Here is a 15,130-nt window from a genome sequence, read left to right as displayed (position 1 = left end):
TGTGCTGAAAAATCTGTTGATTTTCGCGCAACGCGACGCTGGCAGCCATCGCGTTACGTCCGGGCAGCCCGATTGTGCGTGAGACTATTCTCGTCGTCGCGTACATGCCGATCAGCGGCGTTGAAGCGATCCGTTTTTAGCAGAAGCCTGATAATACGGTCGCAAAATGTTTGGAATAATTCATAAAAGGTTTTGAAATGCACAAGATGACGATGCGCATATCGGAAATGTTACATTTGTTTTTCTATTAGTGTCGTATAATAAACAAAATAATTCTGGCAGAGGAAATATGCAGGAGAACTCACAAAAAACCGAAAAAAGGCTGCAAATTATTCGTGATTTACTTCGTGATGAGGGATATGTTGATATAGCTCAATTAGTGGAAAGCCTTAATGTTTCTGACGCTACAATCCGGAGAGACTTGCAGTATTTAGAAAAGAATGGGGAATGTTCGAGGAAAAGAGGCGGCGCTATACCATTGTTCCGGAATTCAAGATTAGAAATCCCTTATGATGAAAAAATTAATACGAACAAAGAGGTAAAAAAAGCTATAGCGAAGGAGGCTTTCGATTTAATTCAGGATAATGATTCAATCCTCTTAGATTCTGGCTCAATCACATTCGCATTAGCACAATTACTTCCTTATAAAGAAAAGTTAATGGTTGTTACGAATGACTTGTTGATTGCGGCATATTTAGCAAAGTTTCCTCATATATTAACTTACATGCTCGGCGGGAATGTTACAAATCAAGTCTATTCAGTGGTAGGCGATTTATCTGAGGAATTCCTCAAAACATGTCATTTTGACCGGATTTTTTTAGGTGCGGACGCAGTCCATTCAAATGGGCAAATTTTTAATACGAACATGCAGGAAGTACCTTTGAAGCAGGCGATGATCAGAGCTGGTCGACAGATCATATTACTGGCCGATTCAAGCAAATTCAAGCGAGTAGGATTTATGAAGGTTTGTAATGTATCTGATATTGACATAGTCATAACGGATACAAATATTAAGCAAAGCAGTATTGCTATGCTTGAAGAAAATAATGTAAATATTATAAAAATAAAAACGGAGTAAATATGAAAAATTGGCTGAGCGAAGTTTTTAATTGTGAAAAACCGATTATTGCAATGTGTCATCTGAGAGCATTGCCAGGCGATCCCGGATTCGATAAAGTTGGTGGAATGAAGGCAGTAGTAGAATGCGCAAGGCGAGATTTGATAGCTTTACAGGAAGGTGGTGTAGATGGTGTAATGTTTTCAAATGAGTTTAGCCTCCCCTACTTGACGAGGGTCAGAACAGAAACAACTGCAGCTATGGCAAGAGTCATCGGAGAACTTATAAACGACATACATATTCCATATGGCGTAAATGTATTATGGGATCCGATTGCTTCCTTAGATTTAGCCGCAGCAGTAGACGCTCAGTTTATTCGCGAAATAATTTCGGGTGTTTATGCAAGCGACTTCGGATTGTGGAACACGAGCAGCGGTGAGACAGTGCGCCATAAGCATGCAATTGGCGCTGAAAAAGTAAAGCTATTCTATAATATATATCCTGAAGCGGCTTCCCACTTGGGATGTCGAGATATTGAATCAATTACAAAGACAACACGTTTTAACTGTCTTCCCGACGCGTTATGTGTTTCCGGAGCGACTGCGGGAAGCGCAACAGATCCGGAAATTTTATCCCGCGCAAAAGGCGCTGCAGGCGATACTGTCGTTTTCGCTAATACCGGTTGTAAAGTAGAGACAATCGAATCAATCTTGAGTATTGCAGATGGCGCAATTGTCGCTACTACGTTCAAGTATGACGGAATTTTCGAAAATGCTGTTGATCCAACTCGCGTAAAGGCATTTATGTCTAAGGTTATGAATTTTAGAAATACACTTCGTTAAAAAGGTATCTGCATGAAAAGAGCCGTTTTACTGGGATTTGATTTTGGAACTCTAAGTTGCCGATTGACAGCTATAAATGCGGCTTCCGGTGAGATTATTTTGGAATGTGAGGATAAATATTTGCATGGCGTGATATCCGATGTGCTTCCCGATGGTGAAACTGAGCTCAATGCAGGCTGGAATTTGCAAGATGCGGATGATTATATAAAAACTTTGTTTAATTTGATACGAGCAGCAACCCAAAAGGTAAATGCAAGTGAAATCATTGCCATAGGAATCGGTTTTACAAATTGTACCTTGGTATCTTTGGGTGCAGATGGAAGGCCGTTGTCTTCCATGGACGAATTCCAGAATAATCCTTATGCATGGACGAAACTTTGGAAACATCATGCAGCGCAACCATATGCTGAAAGAATTGAAAGAGCATTAGGATTATTTGATTATGAACTGTATTGTGATTGTGGGCAAGTTGTATCCAGCGAATGGCTTTTTCCAAAGGTGCTGCAAATCTTTGAAGAGGCGCCTGATGTTTACGCGCATACAGATTTATTCTTAGAGGCCGCAGATTATATTACATATTTCCTGACAGGAAATTTAGTCAGAAATGAGGCGACGCTTGGACTGAATGCATTTTATAACCCACGAAAGGGTTTCCCTTCAGAAGATTTTTTTAATAGTATATCTCCCGGATGGGGAAAGTCAATCTTCCACAAAATGAGAGGAAAGATCCTGCCTGTTGGCAGTCGGGCTGGCTATGTATCGAAAGAGATTGCGGGTTTGACAGGTCTACGGCAAGATGTTGTTGTCGCAGTGGGGCATGGAGATTCTGAAATCACAGCTGCCGGCTTGGGTATAACCGCTCCTGAGTCGATGATCATGGTAATGGGAACCTCGACCTGTTTTCAAGTACTTACAAACTCTGATGCGCGAATACGAGGTGTAAGCAAGATTCATGGCGGCATGATTCCTGGATTGTTCGCGTTTGAGTCGGGACAACCTTCTACAGGCGATACTTTAAGCTGGTTTTCAGAGAATATGCTGCCTGCGTCCTATTTTATAGAAGCTGAACAGCAGAATATAAGCAGTCTTGAATATATTACTGGTCTGGCTCAGGCGATGAAGCCAGGAGAATGCGGTCTGGTATCGCTTGACTGGTTTAATGGGAATCGCAGTATTTTGATGGATTATTCATTGCGGGGGCTAATTGCTGGATTATCGCTAGATACTACACCGCAGCAAATTTTTAGAGCATTTGTCGAAGCAATGGCGTTTGGAGCCAAAAAAATTTTTAATAGTCACCTTGAAGCAGGTATGGATATTGTGAAAACCTATGCCGTTGGTGGAATCCCACTTAAAAATAAAATGATGATGCAAATTTACTCAGATATATTGAACAGGGAAATATATATTCCTATCATATCGAATACGTCATCATCAGGTGCATGTATTTGCGCTTCAGTCGCGCTAAAGAATCCCATTGGAACTCGATCTGCCTTTGAGGCGGAAGGAAAAAGATTAGTTGATTATGATCTTTTAACCTATTCCCCAGACCCAAGAGCTGTATCAATTTATGAAAAATTGTTTGATGTGTATTCGTGTTTGCATGATAGTTTAGGACGAGCATCATCAATTTTTGCCAGGTTAAGTGAGATTCAGAAGTTATCCTGCGGATAGTTCTGAAAATAAATTAAGAAGGAGAATACATCATGAATAAAAAAGGTTTTTCGTTCGCTGTTCTGTCGTTATTGATTGTTCTGTTTTCATTATGCGGAGTTGTTTATGCTGATGGGGATTGGAAAATTGCTACTGTCGTAAAAGAGAGTTCTGATCCATGGTTTATTCGCATGGAAGAAGGTGTCAGGGAATTCGCGGAAACTACTGGAAATAACGCATTTCAAAAAGGGCCGGCAGCCTACGATTCTGCGCAACAGATCCAAATTATTGAGGAACTTATTGCTCAGGATATTGATGCAATATGTGTTGTTCCTATTGATCCAGATGCCTGTGAAACTGTTTTGAAGAAAGCGATGGATAATGGGATTGTTGTGATTACGCATGAATCGCCTTCTCAGAAAAATTGTGACTTCAACATTGAAGCATTCGACAATATTGGTTATGGCGCTTATATGATGGATGAATTGGCGAAGGTTATGGGTGAAGAAGGTGAATATGTAACAATGGTAGGTTTTCTTACATCTGCATCGCAAAATGAATGGGCGGATGCCGCTGTGGCGCGGCAAAAGGAAAAGTACCCTGAAATGACGCTTATTGAAGTTGAACGGGTAGAAACCGAAGACAGTATGGAAATCGCCTACGAAAAGGCGAAGGAATTACTAAAAACATATCCGAATCTGAAGGGATTTCTCGGTACGTCGAGTTACGATGCTCCTGGCGCTGGGAAGGCAATCAGCGAACTTGGATTGATTGGAAAAGTTTATTCGGTTGGGACATCTGTCACGTCATGCGCAGCCGATCAACTCGCTGAAGGCTCGACGCAAGCTGTGCTGTGCTGGGATCCAGCGATTGCGGGATACGCTATGAATGAATTAGCTGTAATGGTTTTGGAAGGCCGAAAAGATGATATTACAACAGGATTAGATCTGGGATTGAAAGGATTTGAATCAATTACAGCAAACGGTAAATACTTAAATGGTGATGGATGGATTGTTATAAATAAAGAAAATATGTACGACTACGATTTCTAACACAGATTTCTTTTGGAACGATCAGGAGCGCCCTTCAAATAATGGGCGCTCCTGATTAGAAGAATAGAACTGTCAACTAAATCTATTTCTGTAGAGCGTGTTTGAGGCATTTTATGGCTGATTCATTTTTGAGAATTTCTGCTGTTAACAAGAAATTTGGTGGCGTGTGTGCATTGGACTCGGTTAGTCTGGAAATAGAAAAGGGAGAAATTCATTGTCTGATTGGAGAAAATGGAAGCGGAAAATCGACTCTGATTAAGATCATTTCAGGTTTTTATGTACCAGATGCAGGCGAGGTTCAAGTTGATGGAAAAAATCGTGATCGTTTTGATACGATTTCAGCGATAAACGAAGGTATTCAAGTAATATATCAAGATCTTTCGATTTTTCCAAACCTTACGGTAGCAGAAAATATAGCTTTACCTGTTTATAAAACATTGAACAGGAAAATCCTCAATCGGAGAGAAATATATCAAATTGCAAAGAGAGCATTTGAGAAAATAGGTATTTCTTTGCCGCTTGAAGAAAGATTAGAGGATTTATCTGTCGCGAATAAACAAATTGTGGCTATCGCTCGGGCTATTTACTATAAAGCGAAACTATTAATACTGGATGAGCCGATGACTTCTCTTACACGGAAAGAAATCGACAAACTTTTTATAATTATCAGATCCCTCCAGTCTCAAGGCGTTTCGATTCTCTTTGTAAGTCATAAATTGGATGAAGTTTTCGAGATTGCTGATCGATTCACGGTTTTACGCAACGGTAAGAATGTAATTACGGATGTTGTAAAAAATGTGGATCATAAAAAAATGGTCTATTACATGACTGGTCGAAGGATCATCGACGATCGATTTTTGTATGCCTCGGCTGGATCGCTTAAACCTATTTTCCAAGTTCAGAATCTTTCTTTAATGAATGGGTTCGAAGATATTTCATTTGAAGTTCTGCCTGGGGAGATCCTGGGTATTACTGGTTTGCTTGGATCCGGTAAAAATGAATTAGCTTTGTCTTTGTTTGGAATTTATCCTGCTGAAAAAGGGAAAATTAGAATAAAAGGAAGGGATGTAATCATTAATTCTCCTGTCGATGCGTTAAAACAGAAGATCACCTATATCCCGGAAGATCGATTGACTGAGGGATTGTTTTTATCTCATTCAATTATGAATAACCTGGTGGTAACGAGTCTGGATAAAAAGTGTGATTCTTTTGGTTTATTGGACTTGGCGAGAATTTATCATGCCGCTATCAGATGGACAGACAGATTGTCTGTCGCAATGGGAAGTATCTATAACTCTATCGATACGTTGTCTGGCGGTAATCAGCAAAAGGTAGTTATTGCAAAATGGTTGGAGACTGAACCTGACATATTAATATTAAATGGACCTACGGTCGGGGTGGATATTGGTGCAAAATTTGATGTATATTATTTAATACGTGAGCTTGTTAAAGATTGTTCAACAGGGGTCATTATCATCTCTGCTGATCTGTCTGAAATTGTTCAAAATTGCAATCGGATTCTGGTAATGAAAAATGGCAGAATTGCTACAGAATTGGTGGGTAAATCAGTGGACGAAGATAAATTAACAGAAATTTTGGCAGGTTGAAAGGCTGATAGGGAATGAAAAATATATTGCGAAAAAACGAGTTTTATGTTGCGTTGATGATTATTGGTTTGGTTGTACTTATTCAGCTGAAAAGCGGCCAATTCTTTACATCAAATAATTTGGTAGATTTAGCAAGATCCTGCATCATACCGTGTATATTAACAGTAGGTGTGATGATTCAGCTGGTCGCCTCAAGTATAGATGTGTCTTTTCCCGCGATTGCAATGCTTTCTATGTATGTTGTTACTAATTTAGCAACGAAACACCAATATACAGGTCCGGTCATTTTCTTATTTTTATTCGCGGCTATTATCGGATTTCTTTTAGGGTCGCTGAATGGAATATTAGCTGCATGGTTAAAACTTCCTACCTTGATCATCACGCTGGCCACTTCTAGTATATTTATGGGAATATTGCAGGGGGTCTTGCGATGCAGAGTTATCGCTGTCATGGCGGAACCATTGGAAGAACTTGGAAAATCTTATTTATATGTTGGCATCAACGAAAAAACGGGGTTAACGAGCCCTCTGCCTACTCTGTTTTTATTAATGGTGTTTGTTGTCTTGTTTGTATGTTTGTTTATGAATTATACAGTATTGGGACGCAGTATTTTTGCTTTTGGCGGTGATCAAGTCTCAGCACAAAGAATAGGCATAAATACAACATTCGTCCAATATTTTGTATTTGCCTTTATGGGCATTCTTTCCGGTATCGGAGGATTAACTCGTACTATTCTTACTGGGTCCTGTCAGCCTACGACCTTAGAAGGATATGAAATGCTTTGCATTGCTGCTGCAGTATTAGGGGGCACCCGCCTTTCTGGAGGCGTAGGATCGGTATCAGGGGCTGTATTAGGCGTCATTCTCCTTATGCTGGTGAACAATAATTTGATATTGTTGGGAATCCCGACATACAGTTCTAAGTTTTTTACAGGTATTTTTATTTTCCTGGGAATCAGCATGTCATCCTATCAAGCTCTGAAAAGAAAAAGTAAATTAAACGCCGTTTCAACTCTATAGATTGCGGAAGGATTTTTAGAATGAACCAGAATCTGGCTATAAACAAAAAGATTGGTGATTCGAACCTGTTTCGCTTACTGATTATTTTCGTAATTTCCTTTGTTACTATGTCTGTATTGGAACCGGCAATTTTTCTGAAGAAAAAGTACATCGTTTCGATGATGTTTCTTTTTCCTGAATACGGATTGCTTGCTCTTGCGATGATGCTCACGATGATTAGTGGAGGAATTGATTTAAGCGTTGTAGCAACTGCTAATTTTGCTGGAATCCTGTCTGTGAAATTTCTGATATGGATTTGTCCTGCGGTAGGCGTTAATTTTGTTACGGTGAGTTATTTTATCATAAGCTTGATCATAGCGATATTGATCGGTGGACTTTGTGGGGGATTCATTGGTTTCTTCATATCGAGGCTTGGTGTTCCTGCAATGTTGGCAACGCTTGGCGGGGCTGATCTGATAATGGGATTATCACTAATTCTGACAAAAGGCTCTGTAGTTAAAAATATTCCTGAAATAGTATCTGTTTTCGGAAATAAAGTCCTTATGGGATTTTTGCCGACGACTGTGGTAGTTTTTGTTATCTGCGCCGGATTATTATCCTTGATTCTGGAAAAAACTCCCTTGGGTGTTCGGATAAAAATGTTTGGTTCGAATCCAATAGCTTCTAAATTTTCTGGAATCAATAACGTAGATATTATTTATAAGACATATGTTGGCAGTGGAATGTTATCTGCAATGGCTGGAATTTTGTTAATCAGCAGAGCAAATTCGGCGAGAGCGGATTATGGTTCATCGTATGTGATGCAAGCGATTATTATTGCTGTGTTGGGCGGCACAAACCCAAAAGGTGGATTTGGCAAAGTAGGCGGCATTGTTGTGGCAATATTAATTCTGCAAGTGCTCTCTTCCGGATTCAATATGTTCCCGGAAATAAGTAATTTTTATCGTTCGATAATATGGGGGGCTGTTTTGATTTTAGCAATTGTATATAATCATCTGAGCCTTGAGCATAAGAAAAGGCTTAGCTCAAAGCAAAAATGAGAAATATATTTGCCTGGCAATAAGCCCGCGATTCGAGGTAGGCTCTGTCCCTGCGGTATAGGAAAGAAAAGAATCCGGCACTACCGGACTCTTTTCTCGTTAAATCAGATTTTTTCGGCGATTTCTTTTTTCGCTAAAGCGATGAACTGATCGAGAGGGATCGCGCCGAGGTTTTCACCGCTGCGCTTGCGGAGCGCAACCGAATGGCTTTCGATTTCCTTATCGCCGAGAACGAGCATGTAGGGAATTTTCTGGCGCTGAGCGTCGCGGATCTTCGCGTTCATGCGGTCCGAGCGAGCGTCGACATGCACCCGCAGCCCGGCCTCGCGCAATTCGGCGGCAATTTTATTTCCGGCTTCAATATGACGATCGGCGATCGGGATGATTTCTGCCTGAACCGGCGCAAGCCAGGCGGGGAACGCGCCGGCGTAATGCTCGATCAGGATGCCGAAGAAGCGTTCGAGCGAGCCGAGAAGCGCGCGATGGATCATGTATGGTCGGGTCGGCTGACCGTCTTCGGCGACATACGTGATATCAAAGCGTTCCGGGAGGTTGAAATCGAACTGTATCGTCGTCAGCTGCCATTCGCGTCCGATCGCGTCGCTGATCTTGAAGTCGATTTTCGGCCCGTAAAACGCGCCGCCGCCCTCGTCGATTTCGTAGTCGAGATGATGGCGCTCGAGCGATTCGCGGAGCGCCTCTTCCGCGGCTTTCCAGCGTTCCGGGTCGCCGACCGATTTCTTTGGCTTCGTTGATAAGAAAGCTTTGAATTCGTTGAATCCGAACGCACGTAAAATCCGGATCGAGAAGTCGATCACGAAATCGATCTCGTCGGGCATCTGGTCCGGGCGGCAGAAATGGTGCGCGTCGTCCTGCGTGAATCCACGGACCCGCGTCAGGCCGTGCAGCACGCCGGAGCGCTCATAGCGGTAGACGGTCCCTTCCTCAGCGTAGCGGATCGGAAGATCGCGGTAGGATCTGAGCGCGGTTTTGTAGATATATGTATGGAACGGGCAGTTCATCGGTTTGATATAATATTGCGTTCCGTCGATATCGATAGGGGAGTACATGTTTTCATTATAGAAACCGAGATGTCCCGATGTCTCCCAGAGGTGTGCCTTGCCGATATGCGGCGTGACGACGAAATCGTAACCGGATTTTTCGTGTTCCTCGGACCAGAAATTTTCGATGAGCTTGCGGATTTTTGCGCCTTTGGGATGCCAGAGGATGAGCCCTGCGCCGATTTCCTCGTTAATGCTGAACAGGTCGAGCTCTTTCCCGAGCTTGCGGTGGTCGCGGCGTTTAGCTTCTTCTCTCCGGTTCAGGTAATCGTCGAGCTCTTCCCTGGTTTTCCAGGCTGTCCCGTAGATTCGCTGGAGCATCGGGCGTTTTTCATCGCCGCGCCAGTAAGCGCCGGAGACGTTCAGTAGTTTTATCGCTTTTGGATTGATATCGCTTGTATTGGCGACATGCGGGCCGCGGCAGAGGTCGACGAACTGATCGACCTGATACGTTGAGATGATCGGTTTTTCGTCGCTCGGCTCGCCGTATTCGTCGACGCCGCCCTTTTCGAGTCCTTCGATCAGCTCGATTTTATACGGCTGATCGGCGAATATGCGCTTGGCTTCTTCCGCGCTGCGTTCTTCGCGGAGGAACGGATGTTTTTCCGCGATGATTTTCTTCATGTCAGATTCGATCTCTTCAAGATCTTCGGGGGTCAGCGTCCGCGGAAGGTCGAAATCATAATAGAAGCCTTCGGCGATCGGCGGCCCGATCGCGATTTTGGCTTTGGGAAACTTGCGCAGCACGGCTTCAGCCATGACGTGCGCGGTGGAATGCCGGATTTTATAGATTTCCGATTCCGCGTAATTCTCTTTTACTTTCAGCGCCATATTTCCTCCATTGATCCCCGCGCGGCTGCCGCGCGGCGACTGATTAAAAAAAGCTCGTCCCGAATACCGGGACGAGCTTGATTCTCGTGGTTCCACCCAGCTTGACCGCCGCGCGATCGGCGGCCCGCTCGTTAGCTCTTTATCGGGAGCGACTCGGGCGTCTTCTGGTTCGACGTCTGCTCGCGGGTGGTTTTCGTTCTTCATACCGGATCCTGTTTCAGCGCTACGCAGGATCTCTCTGTGCGGCTGTGGGAACGCGTTGTCCCGTTCGTTGCGTTCTTATCTGCGTTTCCCTGAATTATACAGACGTTTCTTCCGTTTTCCGGAAGGATATGACACCCTGCGCGGTCAGATATCGAGGTTTCGGACCTCGTGCGCGTGGGTCTGGATAAAGCGGGTTCGCGGGGGAACTTCGGCGCCCATTAGCATGTCAAAGGTTTTCGAGGCATTGACCGAATCCTCGACCTTGACGCGGAATAACGTCCGGATCGCCGGATCCATCGTTGTCTCCCAAAGCAGAGAGGCGTTCATTTCGCCCAACCCTTTATAGCGCGTAATCGTCGCGTTAGCGGCCGATTTCCCCATATCAGCGAGAATCTGGTCGCGCTGCGCGTCGGAGTAGGCGTAATGGATCGCGTTTTTGTTCAGGCTGATCCGGAAGAGCGGCGGCTGCGCGATGAACAGGTGGCCCTCGTCAATAATCTCCGGCATGAAGCGGAAGAAGAACGTCAGCAGCAGCGTTCGGATATGGCTCCCGTCAACGTCCGCATCGGTCATAATAATAATTTTTCCGTACCGAAGGCCGCCGAGATTGAAGTTTTCATTAATTCCGGTCCCGATCGCCGAGATAAGCGATTTGATTTCGTTGTTGCCTAAAATCTTGTCGAGCGTCGACCGTTCGATATTGAGGATTTTCCCACGCAGCGGGAGAATTGCCTGGAAGCTGCGGTCGCGGCCCTGTTTCGCGGAGCCGCCGGCGGAATCGCCTTCGACGATAAAGAGTTCAGTTTTGCTCGCGTCGCGGCTCGAACAGTCGGCTAATTTTCCCGGCAGCGTCAGCGACTCTAAGACGGATTTCTTGATAATCGTTTCGCGCGCTTTCTTGGCCGCCTCGCGCGCCCGCGTGCTCACCTGGCATTTGGCGACGATGGCCTTTCCGACGGATGGATTATGCTCAAGGTAATCCTTGAATACTTCGACGATGACTTGCTGCGCGTAGGTAGCGACTTCAGTATTCATCAGCTTAACCTTGGTTTGGCTTTCGAACTGCGGATCGGGATGTTTGACGTTAATCACCGCGGTCAGCCCTTCGCGCGTGTCCTCGCCGGTGAAATTGCTGTCTCCGTCCTTGAGAAGATTCGCGGAGCGAGCGTAGTCGTTGATGACGCGGGTGATCCCGGTCCGGAGGCCGGTGAGGTGTGTCCCGCCGTCATGAGTATTAATCGTATTCGCGAAGGTGAAAATCGTTTCGGTATAGTCTTCGCGATATTGGAACGCGACTTCGATTCCGATCCCGTTGATCGTCTTGTCGGCCGCGACGACCGGATGCAGCGTGTCGACGTTCCGATTGAGATAGTGAACGAAGGAGGAGATCCCGCCCTGGAAATAGAAGGTATCGTTCCGTCCGCTTGCTTCGTCGACGAGGCGGATTTTCGTCTGCTTGGTGACGAACGCCATTTCGCGGAAGCGACTGAAAAGGATTTCGTATTTGTACCCGGCGTCATCGGCAAAGATCGTCGGATCGAAACGGAACGTAATTTCGGTTCCGGTCTTTTCCTCAGGGCAGTCGCCGATCACTTTGACGCGTTCTTGCGGAACGCCCTGCGCGTAGCGCTGATAATAGATTTTCCCGCCGCGGTAAACCCGCGCTTCCATCCATTCAGAGAGCGCGTTAACGGCGGAGGACCCGACGCCATGAAGACCGCCGGAAACTTTATAGGACCCGCCGCCGAATTTACCGCCGGCATGAAGCGTCGTTAGCACGACTTCCAGCGCGGAAATCCCTTTGGTCGGATGAATGTCGATCGGAATCCCGCGGCCGTTATCTGAAATCGTAATACTGGCGTCCGGATGGAGGGTGACGGTAATCTCGTCACAGAATCCCGCTAACGCTTCGTCGATTGCGTTGTCGACGACTTCGAAAACGAGATGATGAAGCGCTTTCGTATCGGTCCCGCCGACGTACATCCCGGGTCGTTTCCGAACCGCGGTCAATCCTTCAAGAACCTGAATCTGCGCTGCGTCGTAATTCGTATTCGTTTGATTATTTTCCATTCGTATCTTCCTCTGTCGTAAATCTGGCTAAGAACTGTGAAACTTTGCGCGTGTTATGCAGCTGGGTTCGGAAGCGAACCAGGTATGCGGCGAAAAGCGAGACGGTGATAAAAGCGGAGCCAAGGATACTGACGAGCGTCATCCAGGAGTCGGCGGCCGGAATTTGCCAGATGTTCCTCAGTCCGAGCGAGATAACGAAGCTGACGACGAAGAAGTTGACGTTCCCGATAACGTCGTTCGCGGCCAGATTCCGGCTCGCGAGGATTGCCTCGCGGATTGACAGCCCCGCGAGGATTCCCGCGGGAACGAAAAGAAACGGGAAGATGATCAGGATTAAACCGAGCGCAGCCGCGAGAATGAAAATCGCGAGCGCAATCTCGCCCAGTGGAAATAGTAAAACCAGGGCGAAGCTCAGCGGGAAAGCGAAGACCGCCAAGGCAAGGATCCCGACCAGAATTATGAGCGTGAATCGTGCTGCTATCGTCCAGAAGGCCCGAAATGTCAGCCGTTCGGATGGGAATAAAATCCGATTTGTGATCATGGCGTAAAAGGCGATCCCGAGGAGAAATCCGAGGACCGCTAACGCGGCGAAGATTCCGACGAGTGCGCCGATTCCGGGGACCTCGACTGAGGCTGCGCTGCCGATTGGAGACGAGCCCGGGAGGAAACCGGCGAAATGAAACGGGACGCTTCCGGGGAAAAACGAAAGCGCGCCGATCAGGTTCGACGAATCCAACCCGTCCAAAACCGTCCGGATCGCGGCGGCATATTGAAAGCGAAACGAAGCCGGGAGTTGAAACAGGACGCGTCTGAAGTAGAGTTCGAGCGGAGCGCCGAGCGCGTTCTGAACCCGGAGGCGCGGCCCGAACCAGACGATCAGGTCAATTATGACCGGAAGAATCAGGTAAAACGGTTGCGTCGAAATAAAGAGAAAACCGGCGTGAAGGTCGTCCATTAACGCTTCAAACAACGATTTCCCCGTCGTGCTTACGTTTCTTTTTTCGTCCATATCTTGTTAATTATATCATGCCCGGCAGGAACGGTCCGCGCTGCCGGCGGCGTATCAGGATGTTTTTCCGGAGGGCTTAGAAAATCTATTCGGTTCCTTTTCCGTCGCTCCGGGATCAGGAAACGCAGAAGAGTGGGAATCGCGTATGGTTCCCGACTTTGGTATCCAACGTGCAAGAATGGCGCTAACGAATATATTCTAAGTATCAAGCTTCCCGAACCTTTGATTCTCATTCGCATTTACTCACACAACGCCGTAAATAGCGTCATCAGTTGCAATTTTTTGTGGTTTTTATGGTAAAATCTTTCTTGTTACCATGGAGAACGTAATTATGCTTTACAGAGTATCACATTTATACCTGAATCGTTGGCGCGAGCCAACGGGTAAGGTATAATTTTTTATGTGACAAAAACAAATTGGAGATTGGTATAAAAAATGGAACAAGAAGTAAATCAGGAATTGGAAACGAAATCGGAAGATGTGAAGGAGGCGGTCGTCGAAGCTGTTCAGGACGCTTCTGCGACCGTCGAGCCTGTCGTGGAAGCTGTTGATGAGGCCGCTGCGCCCGCGGAACCGGTCGGGGACGCCGTTAGCGGCACGCCCGGCGAGGGAAACGGAAACGAAGAAGAAGACGGCGGCCCGAAGGTCAAGACGCAGTTTACCGGCAAGGTTGTTAAGATGAGCCTGGCGGCGGCGCTCGTCGATATCGGGCTGGATATCCCCTCTGTGATTCATATTACGCAGATCCCGCGACCTGAGGGCGACAACGCGCCGAAGAATCTGTCCGACCTGTTGACAGTGGGGCAGGAGATTACGGTATGGGTTCGCCGCGTCAAGGATAATCGCGTTGAATTGACGATGATCAAGCCGTTCGATCTTGAATGGCGTGAGATTAAGAAGGACATGGTCGTCAAGGGTTCGGTCGTCCGAATGGAGCCGTTCGGCGTTTTCGTTGAAATCGGCGCAGAACGACCCGGCTTGGTCCATATCAGCGAGCTGGCGCATAACTATGTCAAGCAGCCGTCCGACGTTCTTTCAATCGGGCAGGAAATCGAAGCTCAGGTCCTCGAAGTCAATCGCCGTAAGAAACAGATTAAGCTAAGCATGAAGGCGCTCTTGCCGGCTCCGGAAGCAAGCGAGCACGTTTCCTATGGCCGCAATGCTGAAAAGCTTGGCGATATCGACCTGTCGGAAGTCGGCGGAACCGTTGTTCCCCGTCCGCTTTCCGCGCGGGCGCAGCAGCTCAAAGCGGCTAATTTCGCCGGCGATAACGCGTATCAGGGCGACCGGACGCGAAAACCGAAACGCACGTCGAGGAAACGGGCCGAACTCAACAGCGAGGGGATCGACCTGATGTTCTCGTCGACGGCTGAGGGTGAAATCGAGCAGACCGCGATGGAAATTGCGCTGCGCGAGGCAATGGAAAAAGCGAAGTCCCGAAACAAAACGGATCGGAAAAAGAGCGGCATTTCGTCGGAACAGGCGGATATCTTAGCTCGCACCTTAAATACCAAAGCCGGATAAACGATTTTCTGAAAACATCAATCTCCGGAAAAAGCAGCAGCCTTTACCCGTAGGCTGCTGTTTATTTTTATTCAGAAGATGTATTCGGCGGAATGAACCCTGCGCATGAATCGTTCGGTTCTGCGCGCGGAGCGGGGATGATTGATATAATCATGCGCAGG

General features: G+C 46.4%; 11 protein-coding genes. 8 read left to right on the top strand and 3 right to left on the bottom strand.

The window, feature by feature from the left end; all coding sequences use genetic code 11:
- Positions 1-289: 289 nt before the first annotated feature.
- The 7 genes from BEQ56_08735 (at position 290) to BEQ56_08705 (ending at position 8,270) form a co-directional block, all read left to right on the top strand.
- Complete coding sequence (locus BEQ56_08735) at positions 290-1,078, top strand: hypothetical protein (GenBank protein AOH43552.1); 789 nt, start codon at positions 290-292, stop codon at positions 1,076-1,078.
- A gap of 2 nt (positions 1,079-1,080) precedes the next feature.
- Entirely contained in the window at positions 1,081-1,899 is an 819-nt protein-coding gene (locus BEQ56_08730; protein ID AOH43551.1) for an SgcQ protein, read from the top strand.
- Positions 1,900-1,911: 12 nt separating this feature from the next.
- Complete coding sequence (locus BEQ56_08725; protein ID AOH43550.1) at positions 1,912-3,573, top strand: hypothetical protein; 1,662 nt, start codon at positions 1,912-1,914, stop codon at positions 3,571-3,573.
- A gap of 29 nt (positions 3,574-3,602) precedes the next feature.
- Complete coding sequence (locus tag BEQ56_08720) at positions 3,603-4,604, top strand: hypothetical protein (GenBank protein ID AOH43549.1); 1,002 nt, start codon at positions 3,603-3,605, stop codon at positions 4,602-4,604.
- 113 nt (positions 4,605-4,717) lie between these two features.
- Positions 4,718-6,211: a lipase gene (locus BEQ56_08715; GenBank protein ID AOH43548.1), complete on the top strand. Its 1,494-nt coding sequence runs from the start codon at positions 4,718-4,720 to the stop codon at positions 6,209-6,211.
- A 14-nt stretch (positions 6,212-6,225) separates the two neighbouring features.
- Positions 6,226-7,230 (top strand): hypothetical protein, encoded by a 1,005-nt coding sequence (locus BEQ56_08710; GenBank protein AOH43547.1) that lies wholly within the window; start codon positions 6,226-6,228, stop codon positions 7,228-7,230.
- Positions 7,231-7,250: 20 nt separating this feature from the next.
- A complete protein-coding gene (locus BEQ56_08705; protein ID AOH43546.1) occupies positions 7,251-8,270 on the top strand; it encodes a hypothetical protein in 1,020 nt (339 codons plus the stop codon).
- Between the two features lie 104 nt (positions 8,271-8,374).
- Here the strand turns inward: BEQ56_08705 and BEQ56_08700 are convergent, their stop codons facing one another.
- The 3 genes from BEQ56_08700 to BEQ56_08690 all read right to left on the bottom strand — a co-directional run bounded on the left by BEQ56_08700 (position 8,375) and on the right by BEQ56_08690 (position 13,445).
- Positions 8,375-10,162 carry a threonine--tRNA ligase gene (locus tag BEQ56_08700; protein ID AOH44477.1) on the bottom strand — a complete coding sequence of 596 codons (1,788 nt, stop codon included), beginning with the start codon at positions 10,160-10,162 and terminating at the stop codon, positions 8,375-8,377.
- A gap of 348 nt (positions 10,163-10,510) precedes the next feature.
- Positions 10,511-12,436 carry a DNA gyrase subunit B gene (locus BEQ56_08695; protein ID AOH43545.1) on the bottom strand — a complete coding sequence of 642 codons (1,926 nt, stop codon included), beginning with the start codon at positions 12,434-12,436 and terminating at the stop codon, positions 10,511-10,513.
- Positions 12,426-13,445, bottom strand: coding sequence for a hypothetical protein (locus BEQ56_08690; GenBank protein ID AOH43544.1), 1,020 nt, complete (start codon positions 13,443-13,445; stop codon positions 12,426-12,428). Before BEQ56_08690 ends, BEQ56_08695 begins: the two co-directional genes overlap by 11 nt.
- A gap of 459 nt (positions 13,446-13,904) precedes the next feature.
- Here BEQ56_08690 and BEQ56_08685 point away from each other — a divergent pair, with 459 nt between their 5' ends.
- Entirely contained in the window at positions 13,905-14,969 is a 1,065-nt protein-coding gene (locus BEQ56_08685) for a hypothetical protein (protein AOH43543.1), read from the top strand.
- The last annotated feature ends 161 nt before the right edge of the window (positions 14,970-15,130 follow it).

This window comes from Anaerolineaceae bacterium oral taxon 439 (assembly GCA_001717545.1).
Classification (GTDB): Bacteria; Chloroflexota; Anaerolineae; order Anaerolineales; family Anaerolineaceae; genus Flexilinea.
This window is presented reverse-complemented; position numbering and strand designations above follow the sequence as displayed.